This is a genomic window from Mammaliicoccus lentus (genome assembly GCF_947036595.1).
Classification (GTDB): domain Bacteria; phylum Bacillota; class Bacilli; order Staphylococcales; family Staphylococcaceae; genus Mammaliicoccus; species Mammaliicoccus lentus.
This window is the reverse complement of the sequence record NZ_OX344834.1, coordinates 1,135,520-1,158,324: the sequence shown is the minus strand read 5'-3', so window position 1 is coordinate 1,158,324 and position 22,805 is coordinate 1,135,520. Positions and strand designations below refer to the sequence as shown.

The 22,805-nt window shown below is 32.1% G+C and carries 18 protein-coding genes and 1 other annotated feature; of the genes, 7 read left to right on the top strand and 11 right to left on the bottom strand.

The features are described from left to right. Positions 1 to 32: 32 nt before the first annotated feature. The 3 genes from thiI to ezrA all read right to left on the bottom strand — a co-directional run bounded on the left by thiI (position 33) and on the right by ezrA (position 4,251). On the bottom strand, positions 33 to 1,250 hold the full coding sequence (thiI, locus tag ACNMOQ_RS05780; RefSeq protein WP_070044696.1) for a tRNA uracil 4-sulfurtransferase ThiI: 1,218 nt from the start codon (positions 1,248 to 1,250) through the stop codon (positions 33 to 35). Further along, positions 1,240 to 2,385: a cysteine desulfurase family protein gene (locus ACNMOQ_RS05775; protein ID WP_416350337.1), complete on the bottom strand. Its 1,146-nt coding sequence runs from the start codon at positions 2,383 to 2,385 to the stop codon at positions 1,240 to 1,242. Before ACNMOQ_RS05775 ends, thiI begins: the two co-directional genes overlap by 11 nt. A 168-nt stretch (positions 2,386 to 2,553) precedes the next feature. Continuing rightward, positions 2,554 to 4,251 carry a septation ring formation regulator EzrA gene (ezrA, locus tag ACNMOQ_RS05770; protein WP_064211086.1) on the bottom strand — a complete coding sequence of 566 codons (1,698 nt, stop codon included), beginning with the start codon at positions 4,249 to 4,251 and terminating at the stop codon, positions 2,554 to 2,556. Positions 4,252 to 4,387: 136 nt separating this feature from the next. Between ezrA and ACNMOQ_RS05765 the strand changes: the two genes are divergently transcribed. Further along, on the top strand, positions 4,388 to 4,852 hold the full coding sequence (locus ACNMOQ_RS05765; protein ID WP_416350336.1) for a GAF domain-containing protein: 465 nt from the start codon (positions 4,388 to 4,390) through the stop codon (positions 4,850 to 4,852). Positions 4,853 to 5,076: 224 nt separating this feature from the next. Continuing rightward, entirely contained in the window at positions 5,077 to 5,679 is a 603-nt protein-coding gene (gene rpsD, locus ACNMOQ_RS05760) for a 30S ribosomal protein S4 (protein WP_017000627.1), read from the top strand. Positions 5,680 to 5,733: 54 nt separating this feature from the next. On the opposite strand, the gene ACNMOQ_RS05755 is transcribed toward rpsD, so the two are convergent. Continuing rightward, positions 5,734 to 6,486, bottom strand: coding sequence for a glycerophosphodiester phosphodiesterase (locus ACNMOQ_RS05755; RefSeq protein ID WP_017000626.1), 753 nt, complete (start codon positions 6,484 to 6,486; stop codon positions 5,734 to 5,736). Positions 6,487 to 6,560: 74 nt separating this feature from the next. Here ACNMOQ_RS05755 and ACNMOQ_RS05750 point away from each other — a divergent pair, with 74 nt between their 5' ends. From ACNMOQ_RS05750 to serA, 3 genes are all read left to right on the top strand, one after another. Continuing rightward, positions 6,561 to 7,004 (top strand): SACOL1771 family peroxiredoxin, encoded by a 444-nt coding sequence (locus tag ACNMOQ_RS05750; RefSeq protein WP_017000625.1) that lies wholly within the window; start codon positions 6,561 to 6,563, stop codon positions 7,002 to 7,004. A gap of 102 nt (positions 7,005 to 7,106) precedes the next feature. Next, a complete protein-coding gene (locus ACNMOQ_RS05745) occupies positions 7,107 to 8,264 on the top strand; it encodes a pyridoxal-phosphate-dependent aminotransferase family protein (protein WP_064204357.1) in 1,158 nt (385 codons plus the stop codon). Then, positions 8,257 to 9,855: a phosphoglycerate dehydrogenase gene (gene serA / locus ACNMOQ_RS05740; RefSeq protein WP_017000623.1), complete on the top strand. Its 1,599-nt coding sequence runs from the start codon at positions 8,257 to 8,259 to the stop codon at positions 9,853 to 9,855. The genes ACNMOQ_RS05745 and serA overlap by 8 nt, the downstream gene beginning before the upstream one ends. Before the next feature lie 70 nt (positions 9,856 to 9,925). Here serA and ACNMOQ_RS05735 read toward each other — a convergent pair whose 3' ends face one another. Further along, the gene (locus tag ACNMOQ_RS05735) at positions 9,926 to 11,044 is read right to left on the bottom strand and encodes an HAD family hydrolase (RefSeq protein WP_416350335.1); all 1,119 of its coding nucleotides are present in this window, start codon (positions 11,042 to 11,044) and stop codon (positions 9,926 to 9,928) included. A 186-nt stretch (positions 11,045 to 11,230) separates the two neighbouring features. Beyond that, on the bottom strand, positions 11,231 to 11,860 hold the full coding sequence (locus ACNMOQ_RS05730; RefSeq protein ID WP_064204360.1) for a lysophospholipid acyltransferase family protein: 630 nt from the start codon (positions 11,858 to 11,860) through the stop codon (positions 11,231 to 11,233). A 171-nt stretch (positions 11,861 to 12,031) separates the two neighbouring features. Between ACNMOQ_RS05730 and ACNMOQ_RS05725 the strand changes: the two genes are divergently transcribed. Further along, a complete protein-coding gene (locus ACNMOQ_RS05725) occupies positions 12,032 to 13,279 on the top strand; it encodes a S1C family serine protease (RefSeq protein WP_064204361.1) in 1,248 nt (415 codons plus the stop codon). Positions 13,280 to 13,436: 157 nt separating this feature from the next. Here the strand turns inward: ACNMOQ_RS05725 and ACNMOQ_RS05720 are convergent, their stop codons facing one another. From ACNMOQ_RS05720 to tyrS, 3 genes are all read right to left on the bottom strand, one after another. Next, positions 13,437 to 14,273 (bottom strand): TPM domain-containing protein, encoded by an 837-nt coding sequence (locus ACNMOQ_RS05720; RefSeq protein WP_416350334.1) that lies wholly within the window; start codon positions 14,271 to 14,273, stop codon positions 13,437 to 13,439. Next, a complete protein-coding gene (locus ACNMOQ_RS05715; protein ID WP_416350333.1) occupies positions 14,273 to 14,851 on the bottom strand; it encodes a LemA family protein in 579 nt (192 codons plus the stop codon). Before ACNMOQ_RS05715 ends, ACNMOQ_RS05720 begins: the two co-directional genes overlap by 1 nt. 144 nt (positions 14,852 to 14,995) lie before the next feature. Continuing rightward, positions 14,996 to 16,258 (bottom strand): tyrosine--tRNA ligase, encoded by a 1,263-nt coding sequence (tyrS, locus tag ACNMOQ_RS05710; protein ID WP_064204362.1) that lies wholly within the window; start codon positions 16,256 to 16,258, stop codon positions 14,996 to 14,998. 64 nt (positions 16,259 to 16,322) lie between these two features. Next, positions 16,323 to 16,511 (bottom strand) — a binding site (T-box leader). A gap of 100 nt (positions 16,512 to 16,611) precedes the next feature. Between tyrS and ACNMOQ_RS05705 the strand changes: the two genes are divergently transcribed. Then, positions 16,612 to 19,065 (top strand): transglycosylase domain-containing protein, encoded by a 2,454-nt coding sequence (locus ACNMOQ_RS05705; protein WP_416350332.1) that lies wholly within the window; start codon positions 16,612 to 16,614, stop codon positions 19,063 to 19,065. A 135-nt stretch (positions 19,066 to 19,200) separates the two neighbouring features. Here ACNMOQ_RS05705 and ACNMOQ_RS05700 read toward each other — a convergent pair whose 3' ends face one another. Both ACNMOQ_RS05700 and acsA read right to left on the bottom strand, forming a co-directional pair. Continuing rightward, on the bottom strand, positions 19,201 to 20,868 hold the full coding sequence (locus tag ACNMOQ_RS05700; protein WP_416350331.1) for a formate--tetrahydrofolate ligase: 1,668 nt from the start codon (positions 20,866 to 20,868) through the stop codon (positions 19,201 to 19,203). Between the two features lie 219 nt (positions 20,869 to 21,087). Further along, positions 21,088 to 22,800, bottom strand: coding sequence for an acetate--CoA ligase (gene acsA / locus ACNMOQ_RS05695; RefSeq protein WP_064211703.1), 1,713 nt, complete (start codon positions 22,798 to 22,800; stop codon positions 21,088 to 21,090). Between the last annotated feature and the right edge of the window lie 5 nt (positions 22,801 to 22,805).

Here is a 22,805-nt window from a genome sequence, read left to right as displayed (position 1 = left end):
TACTTTATGAATACGACATCCCAACGTCTATTTTAAAGTAGATCATCCATCCATTCTTCTTTCTCTTTTTGAATATCATCATGTTTAGAAATTGTGATTGTTTCTACATTTTCTACCGCTTCATCAATTAATGGACCAAAATCAAAATTCGATTCAAAATATTCTACTTTTTCTAATTTTGGATTTGTTTTCGGGTTTTTCGGCGTAAAAATTGTACAACAATCTTCAAAAGGTTGAATCGATAAATCGAAAGTGTTAATAGCTTGTGCTTTTTTAACAATTTCATCTTTATCGAATGTTAATAGTGGTCTTAAAATAGGCATAGATGTAACACTATTTATTGCATACATACTGCCAAGAGTTTGACTAGCTACTTGTCCTAAGTTTTCTCCATTAACGATAGCATGTGCTCCAATATTATGAGCAACTTTTTCTGTAACTCGAAGCATCATTCTTCTCGTACTTGTCATTGTATAACTTTCTTCAACAACTTTATGAATTTGTTTTTGTAAATTCGTAAAAGGTACAATATGAAGTTTAATGTCCCCTGTTAAATAAGAAAGCTGTTTCGTTAAGTCGATAACTTTTTGTTTTGCTTGTTCACTAGTATATGGTGGGCTATGAAAATGAATAGCTTCAATTGTTACACCGCGTTTCATTACCTCCATGCCAGCTACTGGAGAATCTATTCCACCAGAAAGCATTAATAAAGTTTTACCCCCAGTTCCTACAGGTAAACCTCCTGCACCTTCTAGGACTTTATTATACATATAAATTGCATCTTTTCTTACTTCTACTTTAATTTTATGATCAGGCTGTTTAACATCAACCGTGATGTTGTTAGTGTTTTCGAGTACATGACCACCTAGAGCTTGGTTTAGTTGAAAAGTATCCATTTCAAATGTCTTATCTGCACGTCTAACATCTATTTTAAATGTGTCACCATCATTAAATTCATTCGCGAATTGAAGTGCAATTTCCTTCATAACATCTAACTCTTTTTCAATTCTTACTACTGGGCTAACTGAATGTACACCAAACACCGACGTTATACGTGTCATCATTTCTTCAATATCTGAACCTTCATAGACATCTATATACATTCTATCTCGATTAGCACGTACCTTATATCCTTGTAGTGGCATTAAGCGATCTTTAATGTTAGCTCTTAACTTATTTACAAACATCTTTCTATTGCCTGATTTTAAAGTTAATTCACCGTACCTAACTAATATATGATCATAATTCATTTTTTAATAACTCCTTTACTTCTATATATACTTTATTAAAGGCTTCTTTAAATGTTTCGATTTGTTCTTCTGTTATATCATACGTTATGCTAATTCTTATACTACCTTCTATACGACTATTACTCATACCCATAGCTTTTAGCGTTTCATTATGTGAACTTTTTTTCGAAGAACATGCACTTGTAGTTGAAAGGTAAATATCAAATTTTGAAAAAGCATTAACCAATACTTCACCTTTTACTCCCGGAAATGAAATATTCAAAATATATGGAGCTGCGTCGGTCGGAGAGTTAATTACTATACCTTCATAATTTTCTATAAACGAACGAATTTCAGACCCCTTCGCATATAATACTTTACGATGTTGTTCACAATTCTCTTGCATAAATCTCATAGCTTTAGCTAAAGAAACATTAATTGGGGCATTTACTGTACCACTTCTAATACCGTATTCTTGTCCCCCACCAAATATGATTGGTTTAATAGATCTGAGTTGGTTCAACACTAAAATTCCAGAGCCTTTTAATCCATGGAATTTATGAGCGCTTAAACTATAACTATCCATTAAATTGATATCTAAAGGGATTTTACCAAATCCTTGAACACCATCTACATGAAAATGAACTTTAGGATAAGCTTCAAGTATTTTGCTAATCTCTTCTATAGGTTGAACTTGGCCCATTATATTATTGACATGCATACAAGTTACAAGGATGACATCATCATTAAGTAGCTTTTCTAAAGAATTTAAATCTAATTTACCATCAGCAGTTGTATTAATATATTTCAGGTTAAATCCTTGTTCTTCTAACGCTCGCATCGTTTCAAGTACAGATGGATGTTCCATTTTAGTTGTTAAAATCGTATTCCCAAATCTTTTCTTCGTTTGAGCCATACCTTGCAAGACTATATTATTTGATTCAGTGGCTCCACTAGTAAATATGACATCAAATTTATCATTTAAATTTAAGTATTGTTTTATATTTTTTCTTGCTTTATCAATCAAATGTGCAATTTTTATTCCTGCACCATGAGGGCTATTTGGATTAAAAAAATAATGTTGGTTCATTTGAGTATATGACTTAATAACATCCTCATGAGGCTTCGTAGTTGCAGCATTATCTAGATATATCATACTGTCACCTCTTTTTTTCATTATATAATGATACCACAAGTCAAATGGTATAGATATACTTAAAAATGATAGAATAGCTAACGTAAAAAAATGAAGATTGACAATTGATTATCCAAAAATAACAAGCTAGAACAAATTATTGTTCTAGCTTGTTATTATAAATATTTATTAATTTTGCTGATAAACTTCTTCTTCGATTTTATCACTGATTCCAGGTTCAACTTTTTCTAAAGCCGCTTCTGAAATTTCTATTGCACGTTTGTATCTATTATTAGCGAAAAGTCTTTCTGCTTCATTAAGACTTTTGTTTAATTCGTTATTTTCTTTTCTATATCTATTACCATATTGAATTAATGTTTCAGCATGAACTGCATTAATTAAAACGTCTGTTGTTTCATCTTCAAACTTATTCATTTGTAAAACGATATTGCTCACTTTATCTTTCACAAACTGAACATTAATCGGTCTTTGGCTAAAGATTTTATTAACTTCGCGTATTTCATGATCGATTTCATTTTTCATAATGATAAATCTTTCAGGTACGCTAGGTAAATTTGAAGCAAGTAAATTTCTGTATATTTCTTCTTTCTTAGATTGAACTCTAAGTGTGTTTTGTTGAGCTGTTGCTTCATCTTCACGTAATGAAACAAGGTGATTTTGAATTTTTTCTTGATTGTCATTAATAACTTTTACGTGTTCTTCAATATATAGTAAATTATCTTCTACTTCACTGTATCTAACACTTGCTTTTGCCATCTCACTCAAAATTTCATCATATACAGTTATTAAATTTTGAATTTCATTTTCATACTGTCTTACTTTATGAACATCTTCTTCAGAAATATAATAGTTTTCTTTTACATATTCAATTTCTGTTTGTAGCGTATAGTTCATATCTTTAGCATGGAATAATTCATCTGTAATAATTTCTTTGGATTGTTCAACTGTATTTTTAGATTTAACTTCATGTTCGATTAAATCGTACATATCATCTAATGAATCGTTAATCTCAGTAATAATGTTTTCAGCTTCACTTAGTTCTAATCTACCTATTAATGGTTCAACTAAATTCAATCTACCTCTTAAAGTTTGTAAAGTACTTTCTACTTTAACATGTTCTAAATTATAACCTTCTACTTTTAAATCGCGACAACCAAATTTTAAATCTTGGAATTGTCCTGGTAATTCTTTTTGAACGTCTTTGATTAATAGAGGAATTTCATTCATGTCTTCTTGCATGCGTTTCATATCTGTATGTAATTGATCAATATGACCTTTTGCTTTAACATAATGTCCCTCATCAATAAGTTCTTCATACTGCTCAATTCTAGGATAAAATGCTTCGATATTTTTTTCGATTAAATCAGCTGCATCACCGAATTGGTGTCTGTTTGCTAACACTTCTCTTTTGGTTTCTCTGTAGATTTGCTTACATTCTTCATACAATTTATCGCTTGATTCTACTGTTGTAATTAATTCTGTAACACTCTGAGTTAAGCGCGTATATTTCTTTTCGATGCCATCCATAATCTTATCTGCATCAGCTATACTTTCTTCCGATTGCGAAAACTTAAATTTATCTAGCTCTGCATCGGCATCATGTATTTTAGCATCCACTACTTTCAAATCTTCTTGTAGCACTGTTTGCCACTCTCGTTTAAATTGATCATACTTATCTTTAGCTTCGCCGCGCACATTTAATTTTTTAAGTTTAGCTAACTCATCTTGAAACGGTAATTGTTTAATTTTTTGTTTACGCTGTTCAGTCTCAGTAATCAAATTTCGCTTTGATGTACGCAACCATAACATTATACCAATACCAATTAATATAATGATGATAATTGCAAGTGTTATATAAATTGCCATTATGTATTCTCCTCCTAAATCGTTCTCTTTATTATAACGTAAAATATTTATCCAACAAACCTTTTTCTGTGCAATTTGTATCTAAAGTTCTAAAATAGATTTATAATTTAAAAAAATAATGAAAAGAGGAATAAATATGTCTGAACATAATTTGAATTATTCACTATTAAGCAAACAATTAGATGGCCTTTTATCAGGTGAAAAAGACCTAATTGCAAATTTAAGTAATACATCTGCTTTTATTAATCAATTTTTACCCGAAATTAATTGGGTAGGTTTTTATCTTATTAAGAATAATGCATTAAAACTTGGTCCGTTTCAAGGATTACCTGCTTGCGTTGATATAGAAATTGGTAAAGGCGTATGTGGAACAGCTGTAGAAAATAACTCAACTCAGCTTGTAGATGATGTCAATGCCTTCCCTGGGCATATAGCTTGTGATGCAAACAGTAAATCTGAAATAGTTATACCACTATATTATAACAAAGAAGTTATCGGTGTGTTAGATATAGATGCACCAATAAAAGCAAGATTTACAGAAAAAGATAAAGATTGTTTAGAACAACTTGTGCAAGTACTCGAAAAGCATCTCTATATCTAAAAATAGTTTGACATTACCCATCAAGAACAGTATACTATTCTTTGTGTGAATTAACGGAAGTAGCAGTTAAATATTATAGGGCTCTATGTTATTCCCAGAGAAGGCGTGTTGTGTAACCGCGGCTGCAAGGTGAAGGCACACAAATATAACATATCCATATGAGCATTTAACATTCTTTCTTGTTTCTTCATAACAATCAAACAAGAAAAAGGAGGAACTTCAAAATGGCAAGATTTAGAGGTTCAAACTGGAAAAAATCACGTCGTTTAGGTATTTCATTAAGCGGCACAGGTAAAGAATTAGAAAAACGTCCATATGCACCAGGACAACACGGCCCTACTCAACGTAAAAAGTTATCTGAGTATGGTATGCAATTACAAGAGAAACAAAAATTACGTTACATGTACGGAATTAACGAACGTCAATTCCGCACTATCTTCGACAAAGCTGGTAACATGCAAGGTGTTCACGGTGACAACTTCATGGCACTATTAGCTTCTCGTTTAGATGCTGTAGTATACCAATTAGGTTTAGCACGTACTCGTCGTCAAGCACGTCAATTAGTTAACCATGGTCACATCACTGTAGATGGTGGTCGCGTAGACATCCCATCTTACACTTTAAAACCAGGTCAAACTATTGGTGTTCGTGAAAAATCACAAAAATTAAACATTGTTGCTGAATCTGTAGAATTAAGTAACCACGTACCTGAGTACTTAACATTTGATGCTGATAAATTAGAAGGATCATTTGTACGCGTTCCAGAACGTAGTGAATTACCTGCTGAAATCAATGAACAATTAATCGTTGAGTACTACTCTCGTTAATAGTTTAAATTTATATCCCCACTCCATTCGGAGCGGGGATTTTTTTATAAGATTTTATTCATTTAACCATTCACTTAAACTTTGAGGATAATCTGTAATAACGCCATCTACTCCAATTTCTATCATTCTTACAAAATTATGATAATCATTTACAGTGTAAGGTAATATTTTTAAACCATGCGCATGTATACTTTTCACAAACCCTTTCGTAAGCAATTTATAATTTGGATTTAAATACTGAGCATATTCACTTATTTTTTGTATTGTATCATTTCTAATAAGACGATGTCTTTTACTTATCAGCACACCAAGTTTTATATTTTTATTTAATTCTCGAACCTTTTTCACGCTGTTTCTATCAAATGATTGGATAATAATACGATTGATATCAAGCCCTGTCTTAATAATTTCATTTATTAACTCTTCTTCTATGCCTGGATATTTATCTGGATGTTTAACTTCTATTAGTAATTTAATATTGGTAGGCTTGATAAGCTGTAATACTTCTTGTAGCAATGGTATACGTTCTCCTATAAATTTCTCTCCTTTCCATTTACCTATATCATATTTTAATAATTCATCATAAGTTAAATCTTTAATGGTACCTTGTTCTAAAGTTGTTCTTTCAGTCGTAGGATCATGCATAACAACTAATTTTCCATCTTTAGTTCTATGTATATCAATTTCTAACATATCGATGTTTAATGTGAGAGCATATTTATAAGATGCTATCGTATTTTCAGGTATCAATGAAGGAACACCTCTATGTGCTACCTTAATTATTGAATTTATACTGTTCAGATTCATTGTCTACTCCTTAATTATCCGTCATAATGTAAAGTATACCTAAAATTATTTATTTAAAGAAAGGAAAAATAATTATGACTACACATATTTTTGACTTAAAAGGAACATGGACTAAAGGTAGAAATACTTCAGGCCATATTACAACTAATAATTTATCAACGAGAGTTTCGATTCCAGAGGTTATGGACGGACCTGAAATTGGCACAAATCCTGACGAAATGTTACTAGGCGCAGCTTCAACTTGTTATATGATTACTTTAGCAGCAATGATTGAGCGTTCTGAAATTGAAATCGAAAGAATTGAAGTTGATTCAAAAGGATATGTTGATGTGGAAAATGGTGTCATTACTTATAAAAAAATAGAACACTATCCTGTAATTTATATTGGGGATGAACCTGATGAAGATTTACAAGGAAAACTTAAAAGACTTGTTCAAAAAGCAGAAGAATCTTGTATGGTGACACGTGCCTTAGCTGGAAATGTTCAAGTTATTGCCAGTGGCGAAGTAAGATATTGATATGAAAGCGTTTTAATCTGAATTTTCTATAAATTCACTATATTTTTATTATTTTCTTTGCTACAATATAGAACATAAATTCAATAAGGAGTGTATATAAATATGTATCAACATGATTCTTTATTACTCGCACCAGGTCCTACGACAGTTCCTAGGCAAATTCTAGAAAGTATGAACTTACCTATGACTGGTCATAGAACAAAGGAATTTAGTCAAATTATTCATCAAGCATCAAGAGATCTACAAACAATTTTTGGGGCTAAAAACCCTGTAGCTATCCTTACTTCTTCTGGGACAAGCGCTTTAGAGGCGGCAATGGTCAATATCGTAAACCCAGACGACCATATCGTGATTATAGTATCAGGCGCTTTTGGAGACAGGTTTAAAAAGATAGCTGCTTCCTATCCATTTAACGCTCATATTTTTGAAGTTGAATGGGGAAATGGTGTAGACATAGAAGAATTCGAAGCATATATTAATGCACTCGACGAAAATATAACTGCTGTATTCACTCAATTTTGTGAAACATCGACTTCAGTGAAACATCCTATCCGTGAATTAGGTAAATTAGTACATGATATTGATCCAAATATTTATTTTGTAGTAGATGGTGTAAGCATCATTGGTGCTGTAGACGTAGATATGGAAAGAGACAATATTGATTTATTAGTTGCGGGTAGTCAAAAAGCTATCATGCTACCTCCAGGTGCTGCTTTTGTAGCTTATAATGATCGATCTATAGAAAGATTTAAAGAAGTTACAACATCACGTTTTTATTTAGACTTAAATAAATACATTACTTCATTAAATGATGATTCTACTCCTTTCACACCAGCAGTTTCACTTATAAGAGGTGTTCAAACTTATTGTGATTTAATTAATGAAGAGCAATTCGAAAATACTATTAAGCGTCACGAAGTGTGTAAAGAAGCTGTTAGAGCTGGTATAAAAGCATTAGATATCGATTTATTAGTAGAAGATCAATTTGCATCCCCTACTGTTACAGCATTTGTACCTAATAAAGAAGAAGTAAAACCAATTAAAGATGAATTACTAAATCGTTTTAATATAACAATTGCTGGTGGTCAACAACATCTTAAAGGTTCAATTTTAAGAGTTGGACACATGGGTAAAGTGTCGCCTAATGATATGTTGAAATTCATTAGTGCATTAGAAATTGTATTATCAGAACTGAGAGGTACATCCGTACTCGGAAAAGGTATCACAAAATTCCAGGAGGTAATTAATCAATATGTTTAAAGTTATAGTCGTAGACCCAATTTCAGAAGAAGGTCTAAAAAGTTTATTAGAACATGATAATTTTGAAGTTGATATTAACACAGGTCTATCTGAATCAGAACTTACTGAAATTATAGGCAATTACGATGCATTAATAGTAAGAAGTCAGACTCAGATAACTCCTCCTATATTAAGTGCTGCAAAACAATTACGTGTAATTGCACGCGCAGGTGTTGGCGTTGATAATATTGATGTTGATTATGCAACAAAAGAAGGAATATTAGTAATCAACGCACCAGATGGTAATACAATTTCTGCAACTGAACATTCTATGGCTATGATTTTAGCGATGGCTAGAAATATTCCTGAAGCTCATCGTTCATTGCAAGAAGGAAACTGGGATAGAAAAACATTCCGCGGTACGGAGTTATATCAAAAAACACTAGGTGTTATTGGTGCTGGCCGAATTGGTCTTGGTGTTGCAAAAAGAGCACAAAGTTTTGGTATGAATATACTCGCATTCGATCCTTATTTATCAAGCGATGAAGCAAAGCGTTTAGAGGTTACACGAGCTACAGTTGAAGAAATTGCAGAACAAGCAGACTTTATAACAGTACATACTCCTCTTACACCTAAAACTAAAGGTATTGTAAATGAGGACTTTTTCAATTTAGCAAAACCCAATTTACAAATCATTAACGTTGCTAGAGGTGGTATTATAGACGAAGACGCCTTAATTAAAGCATTAGATGAAGGTAAAATTGCTAAAGCTGCACTCGATGTATTTACAGAAGAACCAGCAAACAACACACCTTTAACGCAACACGATAAAATCATTGTAACTCCTCACCTAGGTGCATCTACAATTGAAGCACAAGAAAAAGTAGCGGTATCTGTGGCAAATGAAATCATTGATATTTTTGAAAATAATAATGTTTTACATGCAGTGAACGCCCCTCAAATTTCTGGTGATGTTGAAGAAGAATTAAGACCGTTTGTACAGTTAAGTAGAACTACTGGTGAAGTAGGTATACAATTATTTGATAAAGGACCACGTGAACTTAAAATTAAATATCATGGTGAAATAGCTTTAGATGATACTAGTTTAATTACACGTCAATTAGTAATGGGTGTACTAAAACAAGATTTAGGCGATCACGTTAACCTTATAAATGCATTAGTTTTACTAAATGAACAAGGTGTAACTTATCAAATTGAGAAGAATAGTAAAAAATATGGTTTCAGTAACTATATAGAACTTGAGTTAATCAATAAAGAACATTCAGTTAAAATTGGTTCAACCGTTCTTAATGGATATGGTCCTCGCATCGTAAGAATCAACGACTATCCGGTAGATTTCAAGCCTGAAAAACATATGTTAATTATTAATCATAATGACCGTCCAGGTATTGTTGGTAAAATGGGACAATTACTTGGAGAGCATAAAATAAATATCGCTTCAATGCACTTAGGTAGACATTCTATCGGCGGCGAAGCAATGATGGTACTTTCAATTGACCAAGAAGCAACTGATGAAACTATTTCAGACCTTTATGGCATTGATGGTTTCCAAAGAATTAATAAAGTAGAATTAGATAAACCAATAGATTAATCTATAAATATAAAAGAGAGTCTGGGACAATTATTTATGTCCCAGACTCTCTTTATTATCTTTATCAACTCTATTTAATTAGTATATTTCTAATATCCAATACATTATCTACTATATAATCTGCGTCATTTTCTTCTAATTCTGCTCTAGCTGCTTGCCCTTTCAGTCCTGTTAAAGTACCTATGAAAGTTGCGCCTGTTTTCTTAGCGCTTAGAAGATCTGCTAACGAATCGCCTACTATATATATTTCTTTATCTTTAAATGCTTCTTCTTGATTATTAATATAAGTTAAATAATTTTCATCACTATTACCACCGTGTGCTATTAAATAGCTAAATGGGTTTGGTTTACCTAAAGGTTTGTGCTCTGGGTATGTAGTTTCAGCATTTAGCACTTCCGAAGCAGTACCAATATGATATTCATCAAATTGTGTTAACCAACCAATCGTTTCAAAAGGCACTAGTGTTTCTGTTCTTGGTCTCCCAGTTGCTATACCAATTTGAAAACCATTATTTTTTAAATCAGTTAATAATTCATTTACTTTAGTAATGTCTGCTAACACAACTTCTTCTTTTATGTAGCCTTTCTTAAAATCAGTTTTAGCTGATTTCTTTTCAACTTCTTCGTATAGTTCGAAACCTAAATACCATTCTTGATAAAGTTCTTGAGCGATATCCCAGAAACGGCTTTTCAATTCAAAAATAGAAGCATCTTCAATATTTAATTGAGATTTTGCAAATTCAATTAAGTCAGAGTAAATATTTTCTTTACCAGAAGTTGCTTGAGATAAAAATTCAAGTGGCGTTTGAAGCTCGATATTATAGTTACTTAATTCTTTAGACCACCCTTTTAATGTTTCTATAGAAAAGTTTTGATTACTCAAGTCAAATTTACTTGTATTTGCTTTTTTTAATAAATCAATTAAATGTGTACTAATCACTATAAAAAGCATATCCCAATTGGAATTTAAGCCTAATGATTTAAGTTGATTTAAAATTTTGTCATCTAGAAATACATCTTTTCTAATTTTTCTAATATCATTTTCACTTAAATGAGTTAAATCTATAGTGCTTTGTAAATTTAAAAATTGGTCACTATATAACATTTCATATACAGTTAAAGCCGAAACGTCAAAACACCTTTCTTCACTTAAAAACACACCATCTACATCGAACAATATTTGTTTCATAATATGCCTCCATTTTTAGAACATTCTGATTATAATTTTATCATATCTATATATTTAAAACAGTAGATATTGTGGTCCTTTTAAATGAAAACGTTTTATATTAAAATTCTATAAATATTTAAGAAAGCGAGGCAGAAATTCTTATTAAAAAATAAGATTTCTGCCTCGCTTTCTTAAGATAAATTGTTATTTTTTATTAGCTTTATTAGCAATATAAGTTACTTCTTTTTGAAGTGTATTTGTTCTTTCTTCTAATAATTCCATTACTTTTGCAATTTTTTCACTTTTTTTCATATCACTAGGAAATTCACTTGGATTTATAGGATCGCCATATTTGATAAAAGATTTATGTCTAAATGTAAAAATAGACTTCACTTTTTTAGGTCCTTCAAACGCTGCAGGTATAATAGGTTTATTACTTAAGACAGCTATTGTTGCAGCGCCTCTTTTTAGTGGCGCTTCGCCCGCTTCTGCTCTATGTCCAGATGGAAATATTCCTACGCTTTTTCCTTGGTTTAATAGTTTTACAGGTGTTTTTAAAGTGCTTGGTCCTGGTTTTTCTCTATCTACTGGAAAAGCATTTAACGAATGGAAAAACTTATCTGACCAGTCTTTAGAGAACAATTCTTTTTTAGCCATATAATGAATTTCTGTAGGATATAAACTTAGTGCTAACATAATTACTTCAACATAACCACTGTGTGTACATGTCACAATATATGGTTGTTCTGGTACTTTTTCTTTATTAATAATCACGAGTTGTTTTCCGAATTTTTGAAACACTGAATACAATACACTACTTGCAAATTTATACATATGTTGACCACTCTCTTCTTAATGATATTCATATTTTATCACTCTACAACTTTAGTCTCAAGTTTTCATACAAAATATTGTAACAATTAAAATACATCATATTATTGGCAATTTTTCTTGATTTCTATAATAATTATTTTATGGATAGCATTAAGGAGGCGTTAAGTAAACATGGATCAAAATGATCAAAATCAAAATTCAAATCAACTAAATGGTACTTCAAATGAATATTACTACAAAAAGAAAAATAATATTCCGTGGTACCAAAGTTGTCTTATTCCATTTTTATCAGGTATTCTTGGTGCAGCTTTAATACTTGCACTATTTTTTGGCGGTTCTAAATTATTGGATGTATTTAATTCAACCAATGATGATGCCAATGTTACAAACGCGCCAGCAAGTGAAAAAGGTGGAAACACTAAAGATAAGGAAGCGAAAAACAATTCGGTTTCTAAAATGGTCGAAGATGTCTCCCCTTCTATTGTCGGAGTTATAAACAAACAAAAAGTGAGTGGCTTAGAATCATTTTTTGGAGGTAATAATTCTGAAGGTTCAGATGAATCACAAGAAACTGGTGCCGGAACAGGCGTGATTTATCAAGTCGATAAAAATAGCGCTTATATTGTGACTAATAATCACGTTATTGAAGGTGCTAATGAAATTGAAGTTAGACTTCATAACGATAAAGCTGTAAAAGCTAAATTAGTTGGTAAAGATGTTATGACAGATTTAGCAGTACTTAAAATTGATGGTAAATATGATATTAATCCTGTTAAATTCGCAGATTCTTCAAAAGTTAAAGCTGGTGAAACTGTATTTGCACTAGGTAATCCTCTTGGTGTAGAATTTGCAAATAGTGTTACCCAAGGTATTATATCTTCTGAAGAACGTACTATGAATGTTCAAACATCTGAAGGTGTTACAGAAGCAACTGTTATTCAAACTGATGCTGCAATCAACCCAGGTAATTCTGGTGGTGCTCTTGTCGATTTAAATGGTAATTTAATCGGTATTAACTCTATGAAAATATCACGACAAGATGTTGAAGGTATAGGTTTTGCCATACCAAGTAATGAAGTTAAACATATCATTAAAGATATTATGGACGATGGAAAAGTAACTAGACCATACATTGGTATTAGTATGATTTCAATCGACGATATCCCTGACCAATATAAAAAAGAATTAAAACTTACTGTTGATAGTGGCGTATACATTTCAGAAGTTGACGAGAAAGCAAATAATGGAATTAAAAAGGGCGATGTCATCACTGAAATAGATGGTAAGAAAGTTAAAGATGATTCGGATATTCGAAATTATATTTATAATGATAAAAAACCAGGTGACAAAATCACTCTAAAAGTCGTTAGAGATGGTAAAGAAAAATCAGCAAAAGTCACATTAAAAGAACAGAATTAAAAACTAACTAGGGACATAAATGTTAATTCAAAATAAATAAGCATATCACTTAACTAATATTTTAGTTCATAAGTGATATGCTTATTTTTATAAAAACATGACTATTACACATTTTAATGTCTCAGCCTGGTTCTTTATAAAGGCAGTGTATGTGTTATTAGAATCCTCTGCCAGCACCACCGCCGGAGAAGCCGCCGCCTCCGCCGAAACCGCCGCCAGAAAATCCGCCACCGGAACTACCAGGTGGCCCACCAAACATAAACGGTCCAGCCGAACCTCTTCTCGTTCTTCTTCTTGTACCGCCTCGTGGTGGTTTACCTCCACCATTTAAGAAATAAATAATGAAAAATATAATGATAAAAATAATAAATACTATAAAGGGAATTTTACCTAAACCACTACTTTGTGGTTCATCCTCAGTAAATTTTTTCCCGTCATATCCATAGCTTTTAGCAATTTCGTCCCAAACTGCGTCATACAATTTAGTTAAACCTTTACTATAATATGCTTTAGATTTATTTTTATCGGAAGTTTTTGCTGCTTTTTCTTGATAAGGCATAAAATTATCATCTATTAATTGTCCTACTTTTGAATCATTTAATACGCCTTCAAGTCCATCTCCAACAGCTATATCTATACCTCTATTATTATTTTCATTGCCATTATCTAAATTAAGTAGAATAACTATACCACGGTTATGTTTCTGGTCGCCTACTTTATAATGACGTCCTGCCTCGAGCGCATAGTCTTGCCTAGGTGTTTGCCCAATTGATTTCATTGTCATTAACATAATATCTGCGTCGGTACCATCTTGTAGTTTTTGACCTTTTTTATTTATGTTGTTCTTATCTTTATCTAATACTAAATTAGCGTGATCTTGAACAAATACTGGCTTTTCAAGTTTAGGAAATTTATCCACTGCAAAAGCTGTCGAGCTAAACGTGAGTAAAATTGCGATTATTAATAAATTTACGCGTTTTAAAAATTGATTCATTAAGAATCATCTCCACCAAAGTCAACTTTAGGTGCATCTTTTGCTTCACCTTTTGCTTGGAAGTATTCTTTCTTATCAAAATTGAATAAACCAGCTATGATACTTGATGGGAATTTACGTGTTGCTTGATTATATTCATTAATAGAATCGTTATAATCTTTTCTTGCAACAGCAATTCTGTTTTCTGTTCCAGCAAGTTCATCTCTTAAACCTGTGAATTGTTTATCTGCTTTTAAGTCTGGATAATTTTCACTTATCGCTATTAATCGGCTTAATGCACTATTTACTTCACCATTTGCTTCTGCTTTTTCTTGTGGCGTATTTGCACCGGCTAATTTACTTCTTGCATCTGAAACATCTTTAAACACTTTCTCTTCATGTTTCGTATAACCTTTTACTGTATCAACTAAGTTAGGTATTAAATCTACACGTCGTTGTAATTGGTTGTCGATATTAGATAGAGATTTGTCCGCTTCTTCTTCTAATCCTACCAACCTGTTATATGGTCCAATCATAATTATACCAAGAATAACAAATACTGCTACAACAGTAATTATGGGTGCTAAGTATTTTTTCATTATTAAACTTCCTTTCACTGAATTTTACACTATTCATTATACATTATATGGTAGATAAAACTATAATTCTACAATAGAAAAGGAGTGGTAAAGAAATCTAGTATTTATAACAAGATTTCATTGTCCCTCTCCTTTTCTAAATTTTTATGAATATTTAACCATTGTATATTTCTTCTTACCTCTTCTTACAATTGTAAATTCATCTTCAATTTTGTCTTCAGTAGTAATTTCATGATTAACATCTTGAATTCTTTCACCATTTAAATATATTGCACCATTATTAATGTCTTCTCTTGCCTGTCTCTTAGATGGAGATACACCCGCTTCTATAATAAACTCTACTAATTGAGTTGTTTCTTTACTAACTACAGCTGTTGGCACATCTTTGAAACCTGCTTCGATTTCATCTTTTGTTAAAGATTTAATATCTCCTTTGAATAAAGCATTTGTAATTCTTTTTGCTTCTTCTACAGCATCTGGACCATGGATAAACCCAACCATTTCTTCAGCAAGCACTTTCTGTGCTTCTCTTAAATGAGGCGCTTCTTCTACCGTTTTTTCTAATCTTTCAATTTCTTCTCTGTCTAGGAAAGTAAAGTATTTCAAGTATTTAACAACATCTGCGTCTTGTGAATTAATCCAGAATTGGTATAACTCGTATGCAGAAGTTTTACTTCTATCTAACCAAACTGTACCTGATTCTGATTTACCGAATTTTTTGCCATCTGCTTTTGTAACTAATGGAATTGTGAATCCAAACGCCTCAGTTTCACCATACATTCTTCTCATTAAGTCAAGACCCGCTGTAATGTTACCCCATTGATCTGAACCACCGATTTGCATTTTACAGTCGTAATTTTTATTTAAATAACCGAAATCAATAGCTTGTAAAATCATATAAGTAAATTCAGTGTATGATATGCCCATTTCCAAACGTGCTTTTACTGAATCTTTACCTAACATATAATTCACACCAACATGTTTCGCATAATCTCTTAAGAAAGAAATTAAATCTATTTCTTTCAACCAATCTTTATTATTTACTAAAATTGCAGCATCTTCGCCTTCAAATTCAAAAATCTTATGCATTTGATTCATAATGCCACGAACGTTTTCTTCGACTTGTTCATCAGTCTGTAATTTTCTTTCCTCAGTTCTTCCAGACGGATCACCAATCATACCTGTACCTCCGCCTACTAAAACAATAGGTGTATGACCATGATTTTGGAATCTTCTTAAAGTTAAATAAGGTAATAAATGCCCTATATGTAAACTATCTGCAGTTGGATCTGCACCACAGTATATTTTTACTGACTCTTTATTTAATAATTCTTCAATTCCCTCTTCATCAGTTTGCTGATAAACAAGGCCTCTCCATTTTAAATCTTCTAATAATGCATTTGCCATAATATTTTCCTCCTCCAAAATAAAATAAAATAAAATAAAATAAAAAAGCACCCTTACAATAAAATGTAAGGGTGCTTGAATACACGGTACCACCATACTTATGACATTATTATGTCATCTCTCATTAATGTTACGTACATTAAAAACGTAGAACTATTTTTTACAAGGTGTATTCACAATTACCTCTTTATCAGTTCCCAGCACCACTGACTCTCTTAAAAAGATAATAATCATTACTTCTCCTTTAGTTCAACACAATCTTCAATTAATTACAAAGTATAAAGCTAACAATTTTAAAAGTCAATATTATTTATATATGTTATAATTATGATGATTAGATTGGAGGTTAAAATTTGAGTTCAAATCAGTCTAAAAATAAATTCAAAGATCAATTTAATCGTTCAAGTAAGAAATATAAAAATACTTTTAAAGAAGCAAAATGGACTCCAAAACTAATATTCTTTACAACTTACCAAGTCATAAGCAATTTGTTTTTTATTATTCTTTTTATTAGTTGTTTATTACTAGCATTAGGTTTAGGTATTGGTGGCGGATACTTTGCAGGCCTCGTCAAAGATGAAAAAGTGATGTCTAAGAAAGAAATGAAAGAACAGCTTTATTCTATGACCGAAAGCACGTCTGTATATTTTGGTTCTGGAGAATCTCTTGGCCGATTAAAAAGTGATGTCCAAAGGGATGTTATTAAGGGAAATGAAATAAGTGATAATGTAAAAAACGCACTTATAGCAACAGAAGACGAAGAGTTTTACCAACATAATGGTATTGTACCAAAAGCATTTTTACGTGCCTCAGTACAAGAAGTACTAGGTAGTTCAAATTCTTCTGGTGGTAGTACTTTAACGCAACAATTAGTTAAAAATCAGTTATTAACAAATGAAACATCATTCGAACGTAAAGCAAAAGAAATGCTGCTATCTATGAATGTCGAAAAAAACTTATCAAAAGATGAAATTATAGACAGTTATTTAAATGTAGTATCATTTGGACGTAACTCTAATGGGTCTAATATTGCAGGTATTGAATCAGCTGCACAAGGTGTATTTGGAAAATCTGCTAAAAATTTAAATGTTGCACAATCAGCTTATTTAGCAGGATTACCTCAAAACCCATATACTTACACACCATTTTTACCAAACGGTGATTTAAAAGATGATAAATCATTAGAGTTTGGTATTAATCGTCAGCACTATGTACTTAAAAGAATGTATCAAGAAGAAAAAATCAGTAAAAAAGAATACGATGAAGCTTTAAAATTTGATATTAAAAAATCATTTGTCGATAAAGTTGAAGAACCAAATCAAAAATATCCATTCTTAACTGAAGAAGTGGAAGATCGTACAATCGACATTTTAAAATATCATTTAGCTAAAAAAGATAACATTTCTAAGAAAGAATTAGACCAAACGCCAGTGTTAATGACTAAATATACTGAGAAAGCTAATAAAGCAATGCGTACTGAAGGATACAGAGTCGATACAACAATCGAAAAAGATATGTATGACACTCTTCAAGATGTAAAAAATAATTCAAATAGCTATTCTTGGGATAGAGAAGCAAGCTACACTAATGCGGAAGGTAAAAAAGCAACAAAAGATTTCCAACACGAAGTTGGTGCATTACTAAAAGAAAATGGTAGCGGTAAGATCTTAGCATTTGTAGGTGGTCGTGATTATGAAAAATCACAAATCAATCACGCAACAAAAGCAAAAAGATCACCTGGTTCTACAATGAAACCACTCTTAACATATGCACCAGCATTTGAACATGGTTTAATCACACCAAACACTGCTTTACTAGATAAAAAGTTTGATATCAATGGTTATTCACCTGATAACTATGATAGAAGAGAGTTTGGACCCGTAACTGTAGATTATGCATTAAGAAATTCACTTAACTTAAGTACATTAAGATTATACAGTAACGTACAGGATTATAAACCATGGGAAAACCTTAATAAAATGGGTATGAACGTACCAGAAAACGTACAAGATGGATTAGCTCTAACATTAGGTACAGCTGACTTCACTTTAGGACAAGATGTTGATGGATTTAGTACTTTAGCTAATAAAGGTGAATATAACGATAGTTATATGATTGAATCCATTAAAACACGTGACGGTGAAGTTGTTTACCAACATAAGAAAGACCCTAAACGTATATTCAGTGAATCTACTACTTATTTAACAACTGATATACTAAAAGGTGTACTAGACGATGGGTCAGGTTATCAAATTAAAGATTCTTATGATGGAACATGGGCAGCTAAAACAGGTACATCAGAATCTGGTAAAGACAGCTTATTAGTAGGATATACACCGAAAGTAACATTAGGTATTTGGATGGGCTATGATCAACCAATTACATTTGACGAAGATAGTCATTATCAAATCTTTATGTGGAGAGATATGGTTAACGCCCTATCAAATACAGATAGAGAGAAATTAGGATATGACAGCGATTTCGAAAAACCAAGTACAGTTAGTGAGAAGACAATTTGTCAATACACAAACTCTACTGGTAGTTGTAGTAAAGGCGAATCAAAAGCTTCTACATTAATCTCTGATAAAGTAGATACTTCTGAAAAAGACATTTATTCAGAATCAGTATTGAAACGACTTGGTATTGCTGTAGATGGAAATACATCATCTAAAATCAAACCTAAAGAGAAAGTATCTAAAAACTCTAAAGAAGCTTGGTCATACAACTCAAGCGAAAACAAAAAAGCAGATTCAGATAGCGGTAAACCATCCAGTGGTACAAATACTAAACCACCAAGTGGTGACTAACCTAATTATCATAAAACGAATATAATAAAAACAGGTTGAGACAATTATTTATATCCCAACCTGAAACTTAAAACATCAATCCTTTAGTTTTATAACTTTCGGATTGATGTTTTTTTATTTGATATATGATATTTTTTAGAATAAACCTTTCGCTGTGCCATCTTCATTAACATCCATATTCAAAGCAGCTGGTTGTTTCGGTAATCCAGGCATCGTCATAATATCTCCTGTCAATGCTACTATAAAACCCGCCCCTGTTTTCGGCAATAATTCTCGTATTGTTATATCAAATTCTGTAGGCGCACCTAATTTTGTAGGATCATCGGTAAATGAATATTGTGTTTTAGCGACGCATACTGGATATTTATCCCAACCATTTTCTTTTATTGTTTTCAATTGTTTATAAGCTTTATCTGTAAATTTGACTGTACGACCACCGTAAACTTTTTGAACGATGGTTTCAAGCTTATCTTCTATAGACATTTCTAAATCATATAGTGGTTTAAATTGTTGAGGTTTTTCTAGTACTTTTAAAACTTCTTTTGCTAAATCTATACCTCCTTTACCACCTTTTTCCCAAACTTCAGTTAAAGCAACTTTCACACCTTGCTCTTTACACCAATCTTCAACAAATTTTACTTCTTCATCCGTATCATGAATAAAAGCATTGATTGCTACAACTGGCTCTACACCAAATTGTTTAATATTTTCAATATGTTTATTTAAGTTTACAATACCTTTTTTGACTGCTTCTACATTCTCAGTTTTTAGTTCATTTTTTGAAACGCCGCCGTGCATTTTTAAAGCTCTAATAGTAGCTACAATTACAATAGCACTTGGATCAAATCCTGCTTTACGCGCTTTTATGTCTAAAAATTTTTCTGCCCCTAAATCGGAACCAAACCCACTCTCTGTTACAACAACATCCGCTAGTTTACGCGCAGTATTTGTTGCAATAATTGAATTACAACCGTGAGCAATATTAGCAAATGGCCCACCATGTACTAGTGCTGGTGTACCTTCAATAGTTTGAACAATATTAGGTTTGATAGCATCTTTTAAAATGAGCGTTAAAGCTCCTTCTACTTTTAAGTCTCTCACTGTTACAGGTTTTTTATCTACTGTATAACCAACAGTTATATTGGCAAGGTTTTCTTTCAAATCTTCTATTCCGTTTGAAAGACAGAATATCGCCATTATTTCAGACGCTACAGTTATATCAAATCCATCTTCTCTTGGAACACCTCTACCTGGTCCACCTAGTCCAACTACTACTTGTCTTAGTTCTCTATCGTTCATATCTAATACACGTTTCCATTCAATTCGTCTTGAATCTATATTGAGTTCATTACCATGATATATATGATTGTCTATAAAAGCAGATAATGCATTATTAGCAGTTGTAATAGCATGTAAGTCACCATTAAAATGCAAATTAATTTCTTCCATTGGGAGTACTTGAGCGTAACCTCCCCCAGTCGCTCCACCTTTCATGCCAAAAACAGGTCCTAGTGATGGTTCACGTAGAGCTACCATAACTTTTTCATTCAATTGATTTAAAGCATCAGCTAGACCTACTGTTACAGTAGATTTCCCTTCTCCTGCTGGTGTTGGACTCAATGCTGTAACTAATACAACTTTCCCTTTTTCTGTTTTATCTTTTAATTTTGTAATATCAACTTTCCCGCGAAAATGTCCATAAGGTTCAAGTGCCTCGTTTATTATACCTACTTTTTCAGCTATTTCATTAATGCGTTTTAACGTACTTTGATTTGCAATTTCTAAATCTGATAAATGACTCAAGCTCATTCACTCCTTAAATTTAAATAACAAATTCATATGTATACCTTTTCAACTTCTATCTTTAGCATATACAAATATGCATAAAAAGTCGATTAATATTATTGTGAAATTCATATGAAATACTATTGTTAAAAATCAAATTTTTGACATAAAGAAAGCCAAGAAACTCCTTTATATTTAAAGGATTATTCTTGGCTTTTTAACATGATTAATATTAACTTATTCTTCTAAAGTAGATAAATCTCCTGCTGGTAAGTCTAGTTCCCAAGCTTTTAATACACGTCTCATAATTTTACCTGATCGTGTCTTAGGTAATTTATCCTTAAATTCTATCTCACGAGGTGCTGCATGCCCAGCTAAACCTTCTTTAACAAACTTTCTTATTTCTTCTTTTAGTTCATCAGATTCTTCATATCCATCTCTTAAACCAATGAATGCTTTAATAATTTCTCCACGAACTGGATCTGGTTTACCTATTACACCCGCTTCAGCAACTGCTGGATGTTCAACAAGTTTAGATTCAACTTCAAACGGTCCTACTCGTTCACCTGCAGTCATGATGACATCATCAACACGCCCTTGGAACCAGTAATAACCATCTTCATCTTTATAAGCTGAATCTCCAGAAACGTACCATTCGTCGTTAATGAAATATGAATCATATTTAGGCTGGTTATTCCAAATTGTTCTCATCATTGAAGGCCAACCTTTTTTCAGAGCTAAATTACCCATTCTATTTGGTGGTAGTTCATTACCTTGATCATCAACAATTGCTGCTTCAATACCTGGTAATGGTTTACCCATTGAACCAGCTCTAATATCCAATGAAGGATAGTTAACAATCATGTGTCCACCTGTTTCAGTCATCCACCAAGTATCATGTACGCGGTGGTTGAATACATTATAAGCCCATTTAATTACTTCTGGGTTTAGTGGTTCACCCACTGAAAGAACATGTCTTAATGATGAAAGGTCATACTTTTTAACAATGTCATCACCAGCGCCCATTAACATTCTTAGTGCAGTTGGTGCTGTATACCAGATTGTAACGTTGAATGTTTGGATGAATTCATACCATCCTTCAGGTGAGAATCTTCCACCTGCCACACAATTTGTTACGCCATTTAGCCATGGACTAAAGATACCGTATGATGTTCCTGTAACCCAACCCGGATCAGCAGTACACCAGTATACGTCATCTTCTTTAAAATCTAAAACATATTTACCAGATATATAATGAACTAACATTGCTTCTTGTACGTGTAATACACCTTTAGGCTGTCCTGTTGAACCTGAAGTGTAATGTAAAATTAATCCGTCTTCTCTATCTAACCATTCTATTTCAAATTCACTATCAGCTTTTTCGAGTTCTTTATTGAAGTCAATATACTCTTCAGAAACATTTTCATCAACAATTACAATATGTTCTAAATTCGGTAATTCATCTTTAGGTATTCGATCTACTAGATCATTAGTTGTGATGATTACTTTAGCTTCACTATTTTCTAAGCGATCTTTTACCGCTTTTTCCATAAACGCTTCAAACAATGGTCCAACAATACCACCAATTTTTAATGTTCCTAACAAAGCAAAATATAATTCTGGTGTTCTTGGCATAAATATAAATACACGGTCACCTTTTTCAACATTTGCTTTATCTTTTAAAAGATTAGCGGCTTTATTACTAGCAATTTGTAAGTCTTTAAACGTATAACTATCTTGTCTATTTTGATCTTTATAGTGGAGTGCAAATTTGTCCCCTTTACCATTGTCCACATGACGATCTATACATTCATATGCCATGTTTATTTTACCAGTTTCACTCCAACTGAAATTTTTCTCAATATCTTTCCAGTTATGATTATTAACTGCATTCTCATAATTTGATAGATTATAATCTTCGTTTAATGCTTCGTATACTTCGACTTTCATCTAAA

What these genes read in the sequence shown, in the direction of transcription:
- ACNMOQ_RS05775 (WP_416350337.1), bottom strand. Translation starts at nt 2,385, where the DNA reads ATGATATATCTAGATAATGCTGCAACTACGAAGCCTCATGAGGATGTT.
- ACNMOQ_RS05730 (WP_064204360.1), bottom strand. Translation starts at nt 11,860, where the DNA reads ATGTATAAATTTGCAAGTAGTGTATTGTATTCAGTGTTTCAAAAATTC.
- ACNMOQ_RS05720 (WP_416350334.1), bottom strand. Translation starts at nt 14,273, where the DNA reads ATGAATCAATTTTTAAAACGCGTAAATTTATTAATAATCGCAATTTTA.
- ACNMOQ_RS05735 (WP_416350335.1), bottom strand. Translation starts at nt 11,044, where the DNA reads ATGAAACAAATATTGTTCGATGTAGATGGTGTGTTTTTAAGTGAAGAA.
- thiI (WP_070044696.1), bottom strand. Translation starts at nt 1,250, where the DNA reads ATGAATTATGATCATATATTAGTTAGGTACGGTGAATTAACTTTAAAA.
- ACNMOQ_RS05750 (WP_017000625.1), top strand. Translation starts at nt 6,561, where the DNA reads ATGACTACACATATTTTTGACTTAAAAGGAACATGGACTAAAGGTAGA.
- ACNMOQ_RS05765 (WP_416350336.1), top strand. Translation starts at nt 4,388, where the DNA reads ATGTCTGAACATAATTTGAATTATTCACTATTAAGCAAACAATTAGAT.
- ACNMOQ_RS05745 (WP_064204357.1), top strand. Translation starts at nt 7,107, where the DNA reads ATGTATCAACATGATTCTTTATTACTCGCACCAGGTCCTACGACAGTT.
- acsA (WP_064211703.1), bottom strand. Translation starts at nt 22,800, where the DNA reads ATGAAAGTCGAAGTATACGAAGCATTAAACGAAGATTATAATCTATCA.
- ACNMOQ_RS05715 (WP_416350333.1), bottom strand. Translation starts at nt 14,851, where the DNA reads ATGAAAAAATACTTAGCACCCATAATTACTGTTGTAGCAGTATTTGTT.
- tyrS (WP_064204362.1), bottom strand. Translation starts at nt 16,258, where the DNA reads ATGGCAAATGCATTATTAGAAGATTTAAAATGGAGAGGCCTTGTTTAT.
- serA (WP_017000623.1), top strand. Translation starts at nt 8,257, where the DNA reads ATGTTTAAAGTTATAGTCGTAGACCCAATTTCAGAAGAAGGTCTAAAA.
- rpsD (WP_017000627.1), top strand. Translation starts at nt 5,077, where the DNA reads ATGGCAAGATTTAGAGGTTCAAACTGGAAAAAATCACGTCGTTTAGGT.
- ACNMOQ_RS05755 (WP_017000626.1), bottom strand. Translation starts at nt 6,486, where the DNA reads ATGAATCTGAACAGTATAAATTCAATAATTAAGGTAGCACATAGAGGT.
- ACNMOQ_RS05725 (WP_064204361.1), top strand. Translation starts at nt 12,032, where the DNA reads ATGGATCAAAATGATCAAAATCAAAATTCAAATCAACTAAATGGTACT.
- ezrA (WP_064211086.1), bottom strand. Translation starts at nt 4,251, where the DNA reads ATGGCAATTTATATAACACTTGCAATTATCATCATTATATTAATTGGT.